Source organism: Streptomyces hygroscopicus subsp. hygroscopicus (genome assembly GCF_030269125.1).
Lineage (GTDB): Bacteria > Actinomycetota > Actinomycetes > Streptomycetales > Streptomycetaceae > Streptomyces > Streptomyces hygroscopicus_C.
The window spans coordinates 38,028-56,704 of sequence record NZ_BSSM01000017.1; the positions used below are offsets into that span (position 1 = coordinate 38,028).

Annotated in this window: 17 protein-coding genes; 8 read left to right on the forward strand and 9 right to left on the reverse strand. The window is 72.8% G+C overall.

Features of this window, described 5'->3' with window-relative positions; translation table 11 throughout:
- Positions 1-7 precede the first annotated feature (7 nt).
- The 4 genes from QSK45_RS30540 to QSK45_RS30555 all read right to left on the reverse strand — a co-directional run bounded on the left by QSK45_RS30540 (position 8) and on the right by QSK45_RS30555 (position 3,905).
- Positions 8-430: an RlpA-like double-psi beta-barrel domain-containing protein gene (locus QSK45_RS30540; RefSeq protein WP_285562126.1), complete on the reverse strand. Its 423-nt coding sequence runs from the start codon at positions 428-430 to the stop codon at positions 8-10.
- A gap of 183 nt (positions 431-613) precedes the next feature.
- Positions 614-1,990 carry a DUF2637 domain-containing protein gene (locus QSK45_RS30545; RefSeq protein ID WP_285562127.1) on the reverse strand — a complete coding sequence of 459 codons (1,377 nt, stop codon included), beginning with the start codon at positions 1,988-1,990 and terminating at the stop codon, positions 614-616.
- A gap of 119 nt (positions 1,991-2,109) precedes the next feature.
- On the reverse strand, positions 2,110-2,952 hold the full coding sequence (locus tag QSK45_RS30550) for a DUF3558 domain-containing protein (protein WP_285562128.1): 843 nt from the start codon (positions 2,950-2,952) through the stop codon (positions 2,110-2,112).
- A gap of 140 nt (positions 2,953-3,092) precedes the next feature.
- Positions 3,093-3,905 carry a DUF3558 domain-containing protein gene (locus QSK45_RS30555; protein WP_285562129.1) on the reverse strand — a complete coding sequence of 271 codons (813 nt, stop codon included), beginning with the start codon at positions 3,903-3,905 and terminating at the stop codon, positions 3,093-3,095.
- 228 nt (positions 3,906-4,133) lie between these two features.
- Here QSK45_RS30555 and QSK45_RS30560 point away from each other — a divergent pair, with 228 nt between their 5' ends.
- From QSK45_RS30560 to QSK45_RS30570, 3 genes are all read left to right on the forward strand, one after another.
- The gene (locus QSK45_RS30560) at positions 4,134-5,327 is read left to right on the forward strand and encodes an RtcB family protein (protein WP_285562130.1); all 1,194 of its coding nucleotides are present in this window, start codon (positions 4,134-4,136) and stop codon (positions 5,325-5,327) included.
- A gap of 92 nt (positions 5,328-5,419) precedes the next feature.
- On the forward strand, positions 5,420-5,710 hold the full coding sequence (locus QSK45_RS30565; RefSeq protein WP_285562131.1) for a hypothetical protein: 291 nt from the start codon (positions 5,420-5,422) through the stop codon (positions 5,708-5,710).
- The gene (locus tag QSK45_RS30570; protein ID WP_285562132.1) at positions 5,698-6,009 is read left to right on the forward strand and encodes a hypothetical protein; all 312 of its coding nucleotides are present in this window, start codon (positions 5,698-5,700) and stop codon (positions 6,007-6,009) included. The genes QSK45_RS30565 and QSK45_RS30570 overlap by 13 nt, the downstream gene beginning before the upstream one ends.
- 59 nt (positions 6,010-6,068) lie before the next feature.
- Here the strand turns inward: QSK45_RS30570 and QSK45_RS30575 are convergent, their stop codons facing one another.
- The 3 genes from QSK45_RS30575 to QSK45_RS30585 are packed head-to-tail and all read right to left on the reverse strand — an operon-like array spanning position 6,069 to position 7,412.
- On the reverse strand, positions 6,069-6,248 hold the full coding sequence (locus tag QSK45_RS30575) for a hypothetical protein (protein WP_285562133.1): 180 nt from the start codon (positions 6,246-6,248) through the stop codon (positions 6,069-6,071).
- Entirely contained in the window at positions 6,248-7,024 is a 777-nt protein-coding gene (locus QSK45_RS30580; RefSeq protein WP_285562134.1) for an SDR family NAD(P)-dependent oxidoreductase, read from the reverse strand. Before QSK45_RS30580 ends, QSK45_RS30575 begins: the two co-directional genes overlap by 1 nt.
- 49 nt (positions 7,025-7,073) lie before the next feature.
- Positions 7,074-7,412, reverse strand: coding sequence for a YnfA family protein (locus QSK45_RS30585; protein ID WP_285562135.1), 339 nt, complete (start codon positions 7,410-7,412; stop codon positions 7,074-7,076).
- A 647-nt stretch (positions 7,413-8,059) separates the two neighbouring features.
- Between QSK45_RS30585 and QSK45_RS30590 the strand changes: the two genes are divergently transcribed.
- The 4 genes from QSK45_RS30590 (at position 8,060) to QSK45_RS30605 (ending at position 12,015) form a co-directional block, all read left to right on the forward strand.
- On the forward strand, positions 8,060-9,160 hold the full coding sequence (locus QSK45_RS30590; protein ID WP_285562136.1) for an LLM class flavin-dependent oxidoreductase: 1,101 nt from the start codon (positions 8,060-8,062) through the stop codon (positions 9,158-9,160).
- The gene (locus QSK45_RS30595; RefSeq protein WP_285562137.1) at positions 9,157-9,756 is read left to right on the forward strand and encodes an FMN reductase; all 600 of its coding nucleotides are present in this window, start codon (positions 9,157-9,159) and stop codon (positions 9,754-9,756) included. Before QSK45_RS30590 ends, QSK45_RS30595 begins: the two co-directional genes overlap by 4 nt.
- Positions 9,757-9,885: 129 nt before the next feature.
- Complete coding sequence (locus tag QSK45_RS30600; RefSeq protein ID WP_285562264.1) at positions 9,886-10,602, forward strand: response regulator transcription factor; 717 nt, start codon at positions 9,886-9,888, stop codon at positions 10,600-10,602.
- An 18-nt stretch (positions 10,603-10,620) separates the two neighbouring features.
- Positions 10,621-12,015, forward strand: a complete 1,395-nt coding sequence (locus tag QSK45_RS30605; protein WP_395483520.1) for a sensor histidine kinase — start codon at positions 10,621-10,623, stop codon at positions 12,013-12,015.
- 35 nt (positions 12,016-12,050) lie between these two features.
- Here the strand turns inward: QSK45_RS30605 and QSK45_RS30610 are convergent, their stop codons facing one another.
- Positions 12,051-12,221 (reverse strand): hypothetical protein, encoded by a 171-nt coding sequence (locus tag QSK45_RS30610; RefSeq protein ID WP_285562139.1) that lies wholly within the window; start codon positions 12,219-12,221, stop codon positions 12,051-12,053.
- Between the two features lie 179 nt (positions 12,222-12,400).
- Between QSK45_RS30610 and QSK45_RS30615 the strand changes: the two genes are divergently transcribed.
- On the forward strand, positions 12,401-16,846 hold the full coding sequence (locus QSK45_RS30615; protein WP_285562140.1) for a wHTH domain-containing protein: 4,446 nt from the start codon (positions 12,401-12,403) through the stop codon (positions 16,844-16,846).
- Here the strand turns inward: QSK45_RS30615 and QSK45_RS30620 are convergent.
- Positions 16,815-18,626, reverse strand: a complete 1,812-nt coding sequence (locus QSK45_RS30620; protein ID WP_285562141.1) for a phosphatidylglycerol lysyltransferase domain-containing protein — start codon at positions 18,624-18,626, stop codon at positions 16,815-16,817. The genes QSK45_RS30615 and QSK45_RS30620 overlap by 32 nt on opposite strands.
- Positions 18,627-18,677: the final 51 nt, after the last annotated feature.

Sequence of the window (18,677 nt, forward strand, 5' to 3'; positions counted from 1 at the left end):
TTCCCCCTCACTCGTAGATGTAGACGGGAAGCAGGCCGGAGCTGAGGCTGCCGATGGCCGAGAAGGCCGCCGGGGTCAGGTCGATGACCCGGTGGGTACGGCACGAGCCGTTGCAGCAGGTCTGCTCGCTGCACCACATCTGGGTGTTGGGGCCGCAGTCGGCGAGGGTGACGCAGACGGCCGCGCCGGAGCACTGGTGCTTGACGTTCACGACCGAGCCGCAGCCGCGTCTGGGCATGTTCTCCCCGCAGGCGGCCGGATCGGTGACACTCCAGCAGGCCGAGGAGAGGTTGGGCCAGGCGGCCATGTTCTTGCCGGACTGGCAGGTGCCGCAGGCGCCGGTGCCGGTGCTGCCGCAGGGGCCCCAGGAGCTGCCGCAGCAGAACCAGGAGGTCTCGCCTGCCCACAGGCTGGTGGATCCGCAAGCCATTGCTGTTCCCTTCGTCGGACGGTTTTGACCGGTGCATGACAAAAGAGACGCGAAAACACTGTGCGGGTTGGTGCGTTGGCGAAAGCCATGATGCTCGTTGCTACGCGCGTTGGCCAGGGGGTGTGGAGGGGGGTGTCCTCCGTGGCGCCCCGTGGGCCGCTCCGGGGAGCGGCCCACGGAGCGTCAGGCGATGTGGTCCTCCTCCAGTTCCGCCGAGTGGCGCTGCTGGAAGCGGGCGGTGAGGTTCTTCAGCTCGGCGGGGCTGAGCTGGGTGCCGTACGTCGCCTGGATGTTCTCGCCCAGGATGTGGGGCGTGGGGTAGCTGCCGTCTATCGACTGACGGAAGACCTGGTAGTAGGCGTCCTCGTCCGGCTCGGTGGCGGGGAGGCCACCGCCCTCGCCCAGCTCGCGGGTGCGGTTCGGGCCGACGGGGATGGGGAAGCTGCCGGTCTCCTCGGGGGAGGGCTGCTGGAACCGCTCCGGGGGCTGACCCTCGTACCAGTCCTCGTACTGCTCCTCGGGGTCGTACTGGGGGTCCGGGGGCGGCTCGAAGGAGGGGTCGTACCCGCCGTGGTACTCGACCTCGCGCGGAGCCTGGAACCAGGGGCTCTGCTCCTGCGGCGGGGGGCCTTCGGGGTGCCGGGCGCCGTGAGGCGCGGGGGCGGCAGCGGCGTGCGCGGGGGCGGGAGCGGCGGCGGGGGCCGCCGCGGCGGCCGGACCCGCCGGGGCCGCGACGGGGGCTGCCGCGGCGGTGGCCGGGTCCGTGGCGGGGGGCTGGGCGGCGGTGGCCGGGTTCGTTGCGGGGGCCGGTGTGGCGGTGGCCGGGTCCGTGGCGGCCCCCGCCGGTATCGCCGCCGTCAGTTGCGGCGTCGCGGGCGCCGGCGGCAGCAGCACCGGCTCGATGCCCGCGGCCAGCAGGCCCGAGGGGGCCGTCTCCGCGAGCGGGACGCCGTAGCGCGCCAGGCGCAGCGGCATCAGGGACTCCACCGGGGCCTTGCGGCGCCAGGCGCGGCCGAAGCGGGAGCGCAGGCGGGCCTGGTAGACGAGGCGTTCCTGTTCCAGCTTGATGACCTGCTCGTAGGAGCGCAGTTCCCAGAGCTTCATGCGGCGCCACAGCAGGAACGTGGGCAGCGGGGAGAGCAGCCAGCGGGTGATCCGGACGCCCTCCATGTGCTTGTCGGCCGTGATGTCGGCGATCCGGCCGATGGCGTGGCGGGCCGCCTCGACGGCGACGACGAAGAGGATCGGGATCACCGCGTGCATGCCGACGCCGAGCGGGTCGGGCCACGCGGTGGCGCCGTTGAACGCGATCGTCGCCGCCGTCAGCAGCCAGGCGGTCTGGCGCAGCAGCGGGAAGGGGATGCGAATCCAGGTCAGCAGCAGGTCCAGGGCCAGCAGGACGCAGATACCCGCGTCGATGCCGACCGGGAACACGTAGGCGAAGTTCCCGAAGCCCTTCTTCAGGGCCAGCTCGCGGACGGCCGCGTACGAACCGGCGAAGCCGATGCCCGCGATGATCAGGGCACCGCCCACGACCATGCCGATGAGTATCCGGTGCATCCGAGTCAGCTGCGGTGGCGCGGCCACTCGTACTCCCCTCCCGTTGCCTGTTGTTGCGCGCAACAGGGTGGCACACGTGTGCGGCGCACGTGGTGCCGGTCGTGCCCGAGCCCGTTCGGTCAGCTCTTCTTCGCGGACGCGGACGGCGAGGCGCTGCCGGAGGGCTTCGCGGACGAGCCCTGGGACGAACCTCCGGGCGCGGAGCCGCCGTTGGCCGACGACACCGAGGCCACCGCCTCCTTGAGGGCCTTCTCCGCGGACTTGGCGAGGTCCTCGGCGTCGGGCGTCTTGTCGCCCGCGAGACCGGCGCCGTTGAAGTCGAGGGTGACGACCACGTTCTCGACCCGCGCGACGATGGTCTCCTGCTTGAAGAGGCCCTCCTTCTTGCTCAGGTCGTAGCGCACGGACGTCGCCTCGTCGCCGGCGCCGGACACCGGGACGACCTTGGCGTTCTTGGCGCCGCCCACCGACTGGGCGTCCTTGACCTGGTTGGTGAAGTACGCGTGGGCCTGGGTGTCGGCCGAGCCGCGGGCCGTGTCGGAGTCGAAGCGCAGCAGGGAGACGTTCAGCCAGCGGAACTGGGAGCCCTTGACGCCGTTGTTGCTCAGGCTGCTCCAGGAGCAGGAGGAACGGGACGAAGGATCGTCCGAACTGCCCTTCTTGCCCGAGGTGTCGGCCTTCGGCACCATGTCGCCCAGGGTCTTCGCCGACAGCGCCTTGCAGGGGTTCGGCAGCGTCTTGTACGCGGCCGGCGCCACGGTCGGGGAGGAGCCGGTGGACGGCGTCGCGCTGTCGGTCGCCGGCTTCGTGGCGCTCGCGCCGTCGCTCTTGGGCTTGGAGTCGCCGGAGTCCGAGGAGCAGGCCGCGGTGATCAGCACCGCGGGAACGGCTGCCGCGCAGACAAGGGCACGGCGCAGACGCCTGGTTCGCTGCCGGTCCGGCTGGGCACGGTCGTCTCGCATGGCTCGCTGCATGGTTCCTTCACTCATGACGCTCGGTGTTCGTGCGGGTTCCTGCGGGGCCCCACCGTACGCGGTGAAGGAGGTGCGCGGTTTCCGTTCGGGAGCTTCGCGGGCGGGGGCGGACGGGGTGCGGAAGTGGATCAGCCGCCCAGCGCGTCGTCCAGCTCGGTGGCCAGATTCCGGGCCCTGTCCTGCAATTCCTTGCTGTCCGGTACCGCGCCGGCGGCCATCGGCTGCTCCTCGTACTGGATGGTGACGACGACGTTGGACGTGCGGAACACCACAGTCACCGTGCGCTGCGCGGCGGTCGAACCGGACGTACCGAGCCGGTCGTCCAGGTACGCCTCGTCACCGAGGTCGGAGAGGGTGCGCGACGGGAGTTCGGGGGCCGCGGCGCCGGAGGGGGAGGCCGAGGAGGGAGCGGAGGCGCCGGGCGACGGGGAGCCCGAGGGGGTGCCGCTCGGGTCCTCGCTCCGCGTCGTCGCCGGCGGGGTGCCGCTCGGCGCGGGGAGGTCGGCGGCCGTCTCCTTCTGCTCGAACAGCTGCCGGGCCTGGTCGTCGTCGCTGACCGTGTTGTCGTACGACACCACGCGCTCCAGGTCGACCGAGAGGCGGTCGGTGGCGTCGGTGGAGGCGACCTTCCAGCGGCAGCCGACCTTGCGGTCGGTGTCGTACGTCAGCTCGGCCTCGCCCTGGTAGGCCTTGTCCCGCTGGTCGGGGTCGGGGATCTGCCGGATGCCGGGCAGCAGCGCGTCGAGGGTGCCGTGGCTCACCGCGCCGCAGGGCTCGGGGAGGGTGCGGTACCTGCCGGGCTGGGCGGCCACCGCGGAGGTCCCGGCGTCCCCTGGGTTGGCGTCGTCCGCGCTGCCGGAGCCGCCGGAGCCGCCGGAGCAGCCCGCCAGCAGCGCCGCGAGCAGGGCGGCGGTGCCGGTTACGTACGCCTTCCGCTGCACGGGCGGACTCCTCTCGACGGCTGCGCTCCGACGGATGCGCGCGATGGTCGCTTCAGTGTCCCCGCTGGTTATTCGCTTGCCGCGGCGGGGGCGGGCCTGGAGACAATGTGTATCGCACGCGCCGCCGTGGATGCCGGTCCGCGATCCTCTTTCAACGGCCTTGGCGCCGCTTTTCCTTTTTGTTGCTTTCAAGCCTTTTGTTGTCGTTTTCGGGGGGACGAGGAAGTCATGTCGTACGTGGAGATGCCGGGCGCCCGGGTACCGATCCGGATGTGGACCGACCCGGCGACGGTCGAGGACGGCGCCCTGCGCCAGTTGCAGAACGTCGCGACCCTGCCGTGGATCAAGGGCCTGGCCGTGATGCCGGACGTGCACTACGGCAAGGGCGCCACGGTCGGCTCCGTGATCGCGATGCGGGGCGCGGTGTGCCCGGCCGCGGTCGGCGTGGACATCGGCTGCGGGATGTCCGCGGTGAAGACCTCGCTGACCGCGAACGACCTGCCGGGCGACCTGTCCCGGCTGCGCTCGAAGATCGAGCAGGCGATCCCGGTGGGCCGCGGCATGCATGACGACCCGGTTGACCCGGGCGGCTTCCACGGGCTCGCGACCAGTGGCTGGGACGCGTTCTGGGCGCGGTTCGACGGGGTGGCCGAGGCGGTCCACTTCCGCCAGGAGCGGGCCACCAAGCAGATGGGCACGCTCGGCAGCGGCAACCACTTCGTGGAGGTCTGCACCGACACCACCGGCGCGGTCTGGCTGATGCTCCACTCCGGTTCCCGCAACATCGGCAAGGAGCTGGCCGAGCACCACATCGGGGTGGCCCAGAAGCTCCCGCACAACCAGGGCCTGGTCGACCGCGACCTCGCCGTCTTCGTCGCGGACACCCCGCAGATGGCGGCGTACCGCAACGACCTGTTCTGGGCGCAGGAGTACGCCAAGTACAACCGCACCCTGATGATGGCGCTCCTGAAGGACGTGATCCGCAAGGAGTTCAAGAAGGCCAAGCCGCTCTTCGAGCCGGAGATCTCCTGCCACCACAACTACGTGGCGGAGGAGCGGTACGACGGCATGGACCTGCTGGTCACCCGCAAGGGCGCGATCCGCGCCGGCGCGGGCGACTTCGGCATCATCCCGGGCTCCATGGGCACGGGCTCGTACATCGTGAAGGGCCTGGGCAACGACAGTTCCTTCAACTCGGCCTCGCACGGCGCGGGTCGGCGCATGAGCCGGAACGCGGCCAAGCGGCGCTTCACGGCGAAGGACCTGGAGGAGCAGACGCGGGGCGTGGAGTGCCGCAAGGACTCCGGCGTCGTGGACGAGATCCCGGGCGCCTACAAGTCCATCGACCAGGTCATCGACCAGCAGCGGGACCTGGTGGAGGTCGTGGCGAAGCTGAAGCAGGTCGTCTGCGTCAAGGGCTGAGGCGGGCGCGCCGACGGAGGGGGCCGGAACCGGGTCGGCCCCCTCCGCTGTCCTCCTGGTGCAGGCACCGACTGGGTGGGAGGGGACGGCCGATGAGCCGAATGCGCACAAACGGGGCGATCCGCGCCGCGGGTCTGGTGGTGGTCGTGGCGGGGCTGCTCGTGGGGTGCTCGCAGAGCTACAACGACGAGCGCGGCAAGGGCGACGCGCCCGTGCGGGGCAGGGCGGGCGACAACACGCCGGCCGAGGTCTACAACATGCCCGACGGATTCGGGAACCTGGCCACGAAGTGCGTGGGGCACGGGTTCCGGGCGTACGTGACCACGAACGCCGGCGGTCCGTCGAACGTGCAGATCGTGGAGGACAAGGCGTGCGCCGGCTGAGCGCGGGGTTCGCCGTGGCGGGCCTCTGCGCGGCGCTGCTGCTCGGCGGCTGCTCCCGGCAGCACTACGAGGAGCGCGGCAAGGCGGACGCCCCGGTGGCGGGCCGCGCCGGGGAGGACTCGCCCGCCGAGGTCTACAACTTCCCCGACGGGTTCGGGAACCTCGCCACCAAGTGCGTCGGTGAGGGCAGGCGGGCGTACGCCACGACCAGGTTCGTGCAGGCCGAGGACAAGGACGACGTCACGATCATCCCCGCGCACGCGGTCGTCGTGGACGACCCGACGTGCCACGCCAAGTGACCGCGACGTGCCACGCCAAGTGACCGCGACGTGCATCGCCAAGTGACCGGGCGAGCCGGTTACTTGGCGTGCCGTACGGCGTAGATCATGACGAACGCCACCAGGTGGATGCCGAAGAGGAAGTAGCCGAGGAAGTACCAGACCTTGCGCTCGTCCCGCTTCTCCTGGGCGAGGCGGCGCCGGTCGAACTCCTCCTCGGGGGTGAGCGGCGCCGGGGTGCCGGCGGTGTCTTCGGCCATCACAGCTCCCGGTGGACCTTGGTGTTGGAGGCCTGGGCGCGCGGGCGGACGACCAGGAGGTCGATGTTGACGTGGCTGGGCCGGGTCACCGCCCAGGTGATGGTGTCCGCCACGTCGTCCGCGGTCAGCGGCTCGGCCACGCCCGCGTAGACCTTCGCCGCCTTCTCCGTGTCGCCGCCGAAGCGGGTCAGGGCGAACTCCTCGGTCCTGACCATGCCGGGCGCGATCTCCACGACGCGTACCGGGCTGCCGACGATCTCCAGGCGCAGGGTCTCGGCGAGCACATGGGCGCCGTGCTTGGCGGCGACATAGCCGGCGCCGCCCTCGTAGGTGGCGTGCCCGGCGGTGGAGGAGACGACCACCACGACGCCGTCGCCGCTCGCCTCCAGCTTGGGCAGCAGGGCCTGGGTGAGGTTCAGGGTGCCGATGACGTTCGTCTCGTACATCGTGCGCCAGTCGGCCGGGTCGCCGGTGGCCACCGGGTCGGCGCCGAGCGCGCCGCCCGCGTTGTTCACCAGGACGCCGACGGTGTGGAACGCGGTCGCGAACTCGTCCACGGCGGCGCGGTCGGTGACGTCCAGCGGGTAGGCCGTCGCCGAGTGGCCCGCCGCGTTGATCTCCTCGGCCAGGGCCTCGATGCGGTCCTTGCGGCGGGCGGTGAGCACCACCCGGTAGCCGGCCGCGGCGAGCTGCCGGGCCGTCGCGGCGCCGATTCCGCTGCTCGCACCGGTGACGACGGCGATGCGGGAGGCGGCGGATGGGGCGGACGGGGCCATGGGCTGCTCCTCGGGTGGGTCGGCGGGCTCCCACCAATGTAGGCGAGGCTCAGCCGCCGTTCCTCGGCGCCCACATGATCAGCGCCATCCCGCCGAGGCAGACGAGCGTCCCGGCGACGTCCCAGCGGTCCGGCCGGTAACCGTCCGCGACCACGCCCCACAGGATCGAGCCCGCCACGAAGATCCCGCCGTACGCCGCCAGGACGCGCCCGAAGTGCGCGTCCGGCTGGAAGGTCGCGACGAAGCCGTACGCCCCGAGCGCGAGCACCCCGCCGGTCGCCCACCACCAGCCCCGGTGCTCCCGCACCCCCTGCCACACCAGCCAGGCACCGCCGATCTCCAGGACGGCGGCGAGGACGAACAGGGCGGCGGAGCGGAGGATCGGCATGGCCGCAGCTTGGCACGGGGGCCCTGAGCGGCCGGGGGGAGGGCGCTCACCTGCCGGAGGGCGCCTGGGCGGGGGCGCGGGGGCGCGCATCGGTACGGCGGTCCCGACGACCGCCGTGCCGGCCGCCGGGCCCGAGGCGGATCGCGCCGTCCACGGCACCGCGACCCATGGACGGGGACCGGGTGGACGTCCGGATCACCCCCGTACCGCCGGGGACCCGTCCCGTCGGCGACGCCGGCGGACGCGCGGCGGCTGCCCGCGCGGTGCGGGGCCGCCCCGGCCCCGCGGGGCGGAGCAGGGTCGGGCCGGGCGGGGGCCGGACGGCCGGTGGCGGCAACCGCTGCGACCCGGCTCCCGGCGCGGGAGGACGGGCGGGCGGCGCTGTGCGGGACGGGGGTGCTGCCGGGGGAGCGGCCGCCGGTGCCGGTGCCGGTGCCGTGCGGCTGCGGGAGTGGGTCGCGGAGGCGCCCGTGGCGGTGGACACCGTGGGGGCCGGGGGTGCGGCGGACCGGGACCGTACGAACGACCGGGTGCCGGCGCTGGAGACGGAAGCGCGTACGCCTTCCGAGGCCGCCGGAATATCCGGCGAGGGGGCACTGTTGGCCGCGATATAGTTGAACCGTCAACAACTTGGAGGGTGAGCGACCATGCAGTTCGGGATCTTCACGGTCGGTGACGTCACGCCGGACCCCACCACGGGGCGCACGCCGACCGAGCGCGAGCGGATCAAGGCCATGGTCGCCATCGCGCTCAAGGCCGAGGAGGTCGGCCTGGACGTCTTCGCCACCGGCGAGCACCACAACCCGCCGTTCGTGCCGTCGTCGCCGACCACGATGCTCGGCTACATAGCCGCGCGGACCGAGAACCTGATCCTCTCCACGTCCACCACGCTGATCACCACCAATGACCCGGTGAAGATCGCGGAGGACTACGCGATGCTCCAGCACCTGGCGGACGGGCGGGTGGATCTGATGATGGGCCGTGGCAACACGGGCCCGGTGTATCCGTGGTTCGGCAAGGACATCCGCGAGGGCATCAACCTGGCGGTGGAGAACTACGCGCTGCTGCGCCGGCTGTGGCGTGAGGACGTCGTCGACTGGGAGGGCAAGTTCCGCACGCCGTTGCAGGGCTTCACCTCGACCCCGCGGCCGCTGGACGGCGTGGCGCCGTTCGTCTGGCACGGCTCCATCCGCTCGCCGGAGATCGCGGAGCAGGCCGCGTACTACGGCGACGGCTTCTTCCACAACAACATCTTCTGGCCGGCCGAGCACACCCGGCGGATGGTCGAGCTGTACCGCAACCGGTACGCCCACTACGGGCACGGCACACCCGCGCAGGCGATCGTCGGCCTCGGCGGCCAGGCGTTCATGCGGAAGAACTCGCAGGACGCGGTGCGCGAGTTCCGGCCGTACTTCGACAACGCGCCGGTGTACGGCCACGGGCCCTCGCTGGAGGACTTCACCGAGCAGACGCCGCTCACGGTGGGCTCCCCGCAGCAGGTGATCGATCGGACCCTGTCGTTCCGGGAGACCGTCGGCGACTACCAGCGCCAGCTGTTCCTGATGGACCACGCGGGGCTGCCGCTGAAGACCGTGCTCGAACAGCTGGACATGCTCGGCGAGGAGGTCGTGCCGGTGCTGCGGAAGGAGTTCGCCGTCGGACGCCCGGCGGATGTCCCCGAGGCGCCGACCCACCGGTCGCTGCTGGCCGCGAAGGCGGCGGAGGAGAAGGAGGAGAGTGCCGTATGAAGCTCGTCGTCGTATCGGCGGGGCTGAGCGTCCCGTCGTCCACCCGGCTGCTGGCCGACCGGCTTTCGGCGGCGGTGGACCGCGGGACCCCCGTGGACACCGAGGTGATCGAGCTGCGTGACCTCGCCGTGGAGATCGCGCACCACCTCACCAGCGGGTTCCCGGGCAGGGCGCTCGCCGCCGCGCAGGACGCGGTGGCGGGGGCGGACGGGCTGATCGTCGTCACGCCGGTGTTCAGCGCGTCGTACAGCGGGCTGTTCAAGTCCTTCTTCGACGTGCTGGACAAGGACGCGCTGGTCGGCAAGCCGGTGCTGATCGCCGCGACCGGGGGTACGGCACGGCATTCCCTGGTCCTCGACCACGCCCTGCGCCCCCTCTTCTCCCACCTCCGTGCCGTCGTCGTCCCGACCGGCGTCTACGCGGCCTCGGAGGACTGGGGCGCGGAGGGACTGCCGGACCGGATCGAGCGGGCGGCGGAGGAACTGGCCGCGCTGATGCCGAAGGCGCGGCGGCGCCAGGAGGAGCCGGTGGTGCCCTTCGCCCAGCAGCTGGCGGCCCTGGGGGCCCGGCCCAGGGAGCAGGCCCCCGTTCGGTGAGAAGACGGTAGGTGACCGGACGCGGTTGCCCGTTCGACGGTGAGAGACCGGTAAAAAGGGTGATCGTAGGCCCAACCACCCCGGCCGAACCCCCGGCGGCCTTGGCAGACTGGGTGCGTGTCCCAGACTGTGCTCCTCGCCGAAGACGACCGTGCCATCCGCCACGCCCTCGAACGTGCCCTGACCCTGGAAGGGTACGAGGTGACGGCGGTCGCCGACGGCGTCGAGGCGCTCGCACAGGCCCACAAGACCCCGCCGGACGTCCTCGTGCTCGACGTGATGATGCCCGGCATCGACGGTCTCCAGGTCTGCCGCGTGCTGCGCGCCGAGGGCGACCGCACCCCCATTCTCATGCTCACCGCCCTCGTCGAGACCGCCGACCGCATCGCGGGCCTGGACGCCGGCGCCGACGACTACGTGGTCAAGCCCTTCGACGTCGAGGAGGTCTTCGCCCGGCTGCGCGCCCTGCTGCGCCGCACCAGCCCGGTTCCGGCCGGACCGGCCGGCGGCGACGGCGGCGGCCGGGGCGAGCCCCAGCTCTCCGACCGGCAGGTCGAGGCCGCCGGCATCCGCATGGACCTCCAGGCCCGCCGGGCCTGGCGCGGCAGACGGGAGCTGGAACTGACCCGTACCGAGTTCGAGCTGCTCGAACTGCTGGTGCGCAACGCCGGCATCGTGCTCGACCACTCCACGATCTACGACCGCATCTGGGGCTACGACTTCGGCCCCGGCTCCAAGAACCTCGCCGTCTACGTCGGCTACCTGCGCCGCAAGCTGGACGAGCCCGGCGCCCCGCAGCTGATCCACACGGTGCGGGGTGTGGGTTACGTGCTGCGGGAGGACTGAGTGGGCCGCCTGCGCCGGATGATCGCTCGGCGTCGGCCCAAGCTGGTCTCCCTGCGCACCACCTTCGCCGTCTCCTTCGCCGCCGTCACCGCGACCGTCGCGATCCTCGTCGGCATCGTCTCGTACGGCTCGGCCGCCCGGCTGGTCCGCGTCGACCAGCAGTCGGTGTTCAGCCAGGTCGTGCAGGACGTACGGGACGAGGTACGGCAGCACACGATGGTGCCGGAGGACTTCTCCTCCTCCCGGCCCGGCCACGACCTGGTCCGGCCCGCCCGTACCGATGTGCAGGTGCTCGGCGCGCACGGCCAGATCGTGGACCACGGCGACCCCTCGCTCCCCGTCACCTCCCGCGACAGGGCGATGGCGCTCGCGCGGTCGGCCGGGAAGGCGGTCGAGCACAAGGACGTGCAGGTCGGCGACGACCTCTACCGCATCGCCACCGTCTCGCTCGGCGACGGGCGGGGCGCGGTGCAGGTGGCGCAGGAGTTCAGCGACACCGAGGACCTGCTGCGCACGCTCCAGCAGCGGACGCTGATCCTGATGGCGGCGGTGGTGGTGGCGGCCGGACTGTTCGGCTGGTGGCTGGCCCGCCGGATCACCCGGCGCCTGGTGGTGCTCACCTCCGCCGCGGAGGACGTCGCCCGCACCCGCCGGCTGGGCATCGAGGTGCCGGTCGCCGGGCTCGACGAGGTGGGGCGGCTCGGGCGGGCCTTCGACCGGATGCTGGGGCGGCTCGCGCAGTCGGAGGAGGACCAGCGGAGGCTGGTCCAGGACGCGGGCCATGAGCTGCGCACGCCGCTCACCTCGCTGCGCACCAACATCTCCCTCCTCCGCCGCATCGACGAACTACCCCCCGACACCCGCGACGAACTCGTCGCCGACCTCACCCAGGAGGCGCGCGAACTCACCGATCTCGTCAACGAGCTGGTCGATCTCGCGGCCGGGCAGTCCGACACCGAGCCGCCGCAGCGGGTGGACCTCGCGGACATCGCGGAGGACGTGGTGGGGCTGGCGTCGCGGCGCACCGGACGGCAGATCGTGCTGCGCGTGAGCGGCGACACGACGACCGACGGGCGGCCCGGGATGCTCCAGCGGGCCATGTCCAACCTGGTCGAGAACGCCGCCAAGTTCGACCGCGGCGGGAAGGCGCCGATCGAGGTCCACGTCAAGGGGCCGGCGCGCCCGGGGACGGTCCGGGTGGAGGTCCTGGACCGGGGCCCCGGGATCGCGGAGGGCGACCTGATCCGCATCTTCGACCGCTTCTACCGGGCCGCGGACGCGCGCTCCCTGCCGGGGTCGGGGCTCGGCCTGTCCATCGTGCGGGAGATCGCGATGGCTCACGGGGGCGCGCCCTTCGCGTACCGGCGGGAGGGCGGGGGCGCGGTGATCGGCTTCACGGTGGGCGGGGGTTAGCGGGTCCGGGCCGCCCGCACCCGTGCCCCGCGCCCTCACCGCTTCCCCCGCAGCGCCCTCACCACCTCCGCCACCGCGCCCAGGATCGACGCCCGGTCCTCGGAGTCGGTGTCGGTGAGGGCGGAGCGGACGATCAGGACGGCGGCCGCCGCGATGATCAGGAGGGTGAGGAGGGCGGAGGCGGCGGTGAGGAGGAGGGGGTCCATCGCGGGTCCTTTCGGCGCTGCTCGGAGGGAACGGCGACGACACTGCCCGAGCGGACCGGCCCCGGAGCCGGCAGATCCGCGGCACGCCCGGTGAAGGCGCAGGTCAGCCGGTAATCTGCGCCTTCCCGAGTCGTACGAGTCGTACGATTCGCGGGAGTCGGGGCGGAGGGGGCGGCGCGATGACGGGACGGAAGCGGTACGAGGACGAGCTGAAACGGCTGCACCGGGCAGCCGGCTCACCCACTTCGAAGAGGCTCGCCCACGAGATCAAGGCGCGGTGCGCGCAGGACGTGCCGGTCCAGACGCTCGAAGGCTGGTTCGAGGGCAACGGCGTTCCCCGCCGGACGGAGAAACTCACCGCTTTCTGGCGCACGTTGGCCCTCCTGGCGCGGGAGCGGAACCCGCGCGTGCCCGTCCCCTCGGCCGAGGAGTGGAACGTCCTGCTGAAGGAGGCCCGCAAGCGGCGGGACGAGGAGTCGCGCCCCGACGGGGGCGACGGCGGCCCCGCACCGGCCGCCGCCTCCGAACTCCAGCGCGCGTGGCGGGAACTGGCCGAAGGCTCCGAAGCCTGGTCGCTCGTCCCGCCCGCCGCCGGCGAACGGGCCGCGAGCCTCAGGGCCCAGGCCGCGGACGCCGCGAGCAGACTCGCCGGACTCTACGACGGGAAACGGGGGGTACTCGCCGACGACCCCTGGCACGACCCCGGACTCGCCCGGCGCACGGTCCGCTGGACGAACCTGCGGCTGGACGGCATCCGGGGCGCCATCGAGTCCCCCTCGCTGTCCGCCGCCGAGGCCGCGCTCATCGCCCTGCTCCCCTTCCTGCTCCAGGTGCAACACGCCTGGACCGTCGCCGACCTGTGCGTCGTGGACCCGGCGGACCTGGAGGAACGGGCGGACGGCAGCCGGGAGCGCGCCGGTTTCGAGACCGTGCTGACGAACCACAAACGCCTCGTCAGAGCGGCGAAACTCGGCACCACCCTGCCCGACCGCGGTGACGGCCGCGCGGCGGTCGGCTGGTGGCTGTTCCACCAGTGGATCAAGTCGCAGGCCGCGCAGCCGGAGCGCCTGGGGAAGGTGCTGGACGCCCTCGGCCGGACCGGTGCCGACCTCGCGACCGTACTCGAACAGCCCCTTCTGCCCTGGCTGCTGTCCTGCGCCCACCTCGGCCCGCGAGAGCTGTTCCGCAAGCCGCCCGACGGGTCGTCGTACGTCGACTTCGGCGGCCACGACGCCCAGCCGGTCCGCGCCCTCCTCGTCGGCCCGCTCTTCGCCATCGGACATGCCATGGCGATCGAGGTCACGGACCTCTCGTCGGCCGTCGCCGAGCACGTCGGCATCCCCGAACCCCTCGTCCCCGCCCAGCTGCTGGCCCGCCTGGACAAGGCGAAGTGGACCCCGGTCGGGGACACCCTCGCCCTGGACGCCCCCTGCGACCACCCCGCCGCCGTGGCCGCGCTCACCGAGCACGCCGGGCACGTGGACGCCCTGCTGCGCGAGGCCCGCCGCACCCGGCCCACCCCGGAGATCGGCGCCCTCCCGGTGTACGCGCACGCCGACGGGGTCCGCGAGGTGGACGAGCGGAACCAGCCCCGGCAGGCCGGCGAGGTGATCCGGTTCCGGCTGGACGAGGAGCGGATCCAGGAACTCCTCATGGGCGAGAACCTGTACCGCGACCGGGGCCTCGCCATCCGCGAGCTGTACCAGAACGCGCTGGACGCCTGCCGCTACGGCCGCGCCTACCAGTACCGGATCTACGGCCGCGACGCCTTCCAGGGCCGGATCACCTTCCGCCAGGGCTGGGACGAGGACGAACAGCGCCACTACCTCGAATGCCAGGACGAGGGCATCGGTATGGACGAGACCGTGCTCGCCGAGGTGTTCTCGCGGGCCGGCGTCCGCTTCCGCGACCACCCGCGCTCCCGGGACGGCGCCTGGGACTGGGCGGAGGAGGGCGGCGGGTTCGCCGTGCGGCCGAACAGCCGCTTCGGCATCGGCGTGCTCAGCTACTTCATGCTCGCCGACGAGATCCGGGTCACCACCTGCCCGATGGACACCCGCGAGAGTCCCCGGCAACAGCTCACGGTGCTGATCACCGGCCCCGGGCACTACTTCCGGGTGCGGCGCACGGGGAAATGGGGCCCGGTCGGCACCACGGTCCGCCTCTACCTCCGGGACGGCGAGAACGCGCCCTCCTGTGTGCGGGAGCTGCGCCGGCTGCTGGGCATCGCGGAGTTCCCGGTCATCGTGGAACGGGACGGCGGCCAGGAGCCCGCGCCCTGGGAGCCGGGCGTGCTCAAGGCCCGGGAGGGCACCGCGGGCCGCTCCGACGGCTTCGTCGCCCACGGACGCACGGTCCCCTGGCCCGAGGGCGACGCGCGCGCCGACGGCCAGGTGATCTGGTGCGAGCACGGCGGCGGTCTCCTCGCCGACGGCATCTTCATCGAACCCCGGGTGCGGCGGGGCGTGCTGGGCGGGCCGGAGGACGCGGGGCGGCTGCGGGGGGTCGTGGTCAACCTGACGGGCGCGAGCCGGCCCCGCGATCTGTCGGTGGACCGGGCGGAGATCCTGGACCCGGATGTGGACCAGGTGGTCGAGAAGCTGATCAAGAAGGCTCTGCCCGCGCTGCTCGCGGCCGACCCGCCGCTGCTGACCGGCGAGTGGCTGGCCGACGTGGCCCTGCGCAGCCCCCGCCTCGCGGACCTGGTGACGGAGGCGGCGGGGGAGGCGGGCGTCGATCTGGAGGTGCACGGGCACCCGGCGAAGGTGGCGACGGTGGGATTCTTCGCGCCCGACGTCCACCTGGTGCACCGCGCCGACGAGGAGGAGGGCTGGGGCGCGCCGCTCCACGGGGTCACCGGACGGATGGACGACGCGCTGCTGCTGTGGCGTGTGCTCGCCCACGCGCCCAACGCGGAACTGACCGCGCTGACCGCCCTCGTTCCCGAGCTGGCCCGGGTACGGGCGGTGCTGCCCGCGAGGCCGTCGGACGCACTGCTGTGCTCCAAGGAGGGCCGGGTCTGGACAGACCGGTCGTGGATCGACATCCAGGACGACCACGAGCCCGTACGCCCGGGGCATGTGCTGTCGGCGGCCATGGCCTGCGGGATGTCGTACGAGGAGACACTGGCCCGGATGGCGGCGCTCGGCCTGCCCGTGCCGGCGCGGCCCGTCGGCGCCGTGGCGCTCGACGCCACGACGGCCGCGCTGCTCGCCGGCGGACTGGGCGGCGTCGCGCGCGCGGACCAGTGGTTGCTCGTGGGGAACCCGGTGCCGCCGGGGCACCTCGTCAAGGCGTATCTGACGCTGAACATCAGGTTCGAGGAGGCGGTCGACCGGCTGCGGGCGCTGGGCTTCCGGATACCCGGGCGTGCCCTGCCGGCCGTGACGCCCGAGGACTGGGTGGTGCGCCTGCTCAGCCGGCGGCTGGACGGCGAGAGCCCGTGGCTCCCGCCGGACGAGCCGGTCAAGGCCGGGTGGCTGCTGCGGGCGATGCGCGACCTGGGCCGCCCCCTGGACGAGGTGGTGGGGACGCTGACCGACTACGGCCTGCGTCCCGAGCCGGGCCCCCTGGACGACCGGTCGGCGCGGGAGCTGCTGCGGCTGAGCGCCGAGTGGGGCTGGGACGACCCGATGCTGCTGAGCCTCGACGCGCGCGAGCCGGTACCACCGGGCTACCTCCTCCACACGTCCCTGCGGTCCGGCGAGGGACTCGCGGGCGTCGCCGGCCGGTTCCGGGAGCTGGGCATCCCCGTCGGGGATCTCCCGGACCGGGTCGAGGACACGGACGCGGTGCTTCTCAACGTCCACCAGCGCGGCTACCGGACCCTCGGCGCGGAGCCGATCCTGTCGGATCTGGTGGAGCGGGCCGTCGAGAGCGGGCTGTCACCGGTCGCGGCGGCGGCTCGCCTGCGCGCCTACGGTCTGCGGCCGCGGTATGTGACGCTTCCCGGGCGGGCGGCCCTGAACGACGGACGGACGCTGCGCGAGGTCTACCAGCAGTTGCCCGCGGGAGCGGACGACCTCACCGTCCGGACCGTGCCCATGCTGGTGATCCTCCGGTCGGCCCAGCAGCTCCGCCTGCCCCCGCAGGCGGTCGTCGACTGCCTCCGGCGCTATGGCGTCCGGGTCGAGCGGACCACGGCCCCGGCGACGGCGAGCATGTACGACGACGAGCTGGTCCGGTTGAAGCGGCACAGCCGGGATCTCGACTGGGACCGGCCGGTGCCGCTGTTCCATCTCGTCACCGTCCCGCCCCAGTTGCTGCTGGAGCGGGAGGACGTCGTGCGCCGGCTCTGCGAGTCCGGGCTGGAGGTGCCCGTGCGGGAGCTGGACGGGCTGGGCATGGCGGACCTTCGGCTGTGCGGGGAGGGGTTCGGGCCCAACCGCGGGGACCTGCCGCTCGAACTGGACGACCCGATCCCGGAATTCCTGGAGATCGTCCGCCACGCCGGTCTCCCCCTGGCCGAGTTGTCCACCCGGCTCACCCGCCTCGGGGTCGACCTCCCCCGGGTCGCCGACGCGGTCCGCACCGCCCTGCCCCGGGTTCCCGGTCTCGTCATGGCCCCCGAGGGCGAGCCGGACGAGGGGGAGGTCACGACCGCCCGCCCATCCCCGGCAGCGTGAGGAACCCCTCCGCCCGCGCGCTCGCCAGCCCGATCCGCGGGATGTCACCGGACTTGGCGAAGAGCAGGAACCGCGGCTCCCACACCGGCCGGTACTTCGCGTTCGCGCGGTAGAGGGACTCGATCTGCCACCACCGGGAGAAGAAGGTGAGGACCGAGCGCCACAGCCGCAGCACCGGGCCGGCGCCGAGGCGGGCGCCGCGTTCGAAGACGGACCGGAACATGGCGAAGTTCAGCGACACCCGCTGGACGCCCAGCTCCTTCGCCCGCAGCAGGAGTTCGACGACCATGTACTCCATCAGGCCGTTCTCGCAGTCCCGGTCGCGGCGCATCAGGTCCAGGGAGAGGCCGTGCTCGCCCCAGGGCACGAAGCTGAGCAGGGCGCGCGGCCGGCCGTCGCCGTCGCGGCACTCCAGCATCACGCAGCGGCCGTCCCGCGGGTCGCCGAGGCGGCCCAGCGCCATGGAGAAGCCGCGCTCGGTGGCGCCGTCGCGCCAGTGGTCGGCGCGGTCGATGAGGTGGGCCATCTCCTCGGCCGGGATGTCCTCGTGGCGGCGGATGCGCACGGTGTAGCCGGCCCGCTTGACCCGGTTGTGGGCCTGGCGGACCACGCGCATCGGGCGGCCTTCGAGGGTGAAGTCGGCGATGTCCACGATGGCTTCGTCACCGAGTTCGAGCGCGTCCAGGCCGTGCCGCGCGTAGACGGTGCCCGCCTCCTCGCTCGCGCCCATGACCGCGGGGATCCAGGCGTGCCGACGGGCCTCGGTGAGCCAGGCGTCGATGGCGCCGGGCCAGGCCTCGGGATCGCCGATCGGGTCGCCGGAGGCCAGCGAGACGGCGCCGACGACGCGGTAGGTGATCGCCGCCTTGCCGCTGGGGGAGAAGATCGCGGCCTTGTCGCGGCGCAGCGCGAAGTAGCCGAGGGAGTCGCGGGCGCCGTGCTTGTCGAGCAGCGCGCGCAGCCTGTCCTCGTCGTCGGCGGTGAGCAGCTGCTTGCCGCGCGGGGAGCGGAAGCAGGCGTAGACGACGGCGCAGAAGGCCGCGGCGAGCAGGGCGTTGACCGTGATGTCGGTCCAGCGGGGCGCGTGCACATGCTCGATGCGGTCGGCGAACACGCCGACGCTGATGCCGCGCAGATAGGTGTAGACGATCTCGTCGGCCAGACCCGCGCCGGGCAGCGTGTTGGTGGCGTGCACCAGCAGGGTGCCGAGGCCGCCGGTGACCAGCACTCCGCCCGCGCCGACGGCGAGCGCCAGCTTCGGGTTGGAGGGGTCGCCGACCGCGTTGAACTCGCGTCGGCCGATCACCAGGGCGGCCACGAACAGGCCGGTCAGGGCGGCGGAGACCCAGTTGAAGAGGTGGTCGGCGTACCGGTCCTGGGTGAGCCCGACGACGTAGACCGCGAAGAGCGGTCCGGCGAGCAGGAGGTTGGTCAGCCAGGCGGCCCGCTTGCGACGCCGCATCACCAGCATCAGGAGGATCGCGAGCGCGGCCGAGACCAGCCCGCCGGTGGCCAGGTACGGCGTGAAGAAGGCGCCGTGGTGCTGCGGGTGCTCCTGGTTGAAGAGCTTGCTGGTGTTGTGCTCGTGGACCTCCTCGCGAAACGGCAGGGAGAGGACCGCGAGGACGTTGAGCACGGCGATCAGCCGCAGGTACCACACCGTGGCCGAGGCCGCCGCCGCGCGCAGCCGGGGGCCGGGCGTGATCGTCGGGAACTCGCGGCGCGGGGTGCGCCGGGCGGGGGCGTGCGGGGAGGGGACGGTCGACTGCGGAGCGGGCATGGTGACTGGTCACCTTGGGGAGGGGGACGGTGCCTACGGGCGCGACCCTAC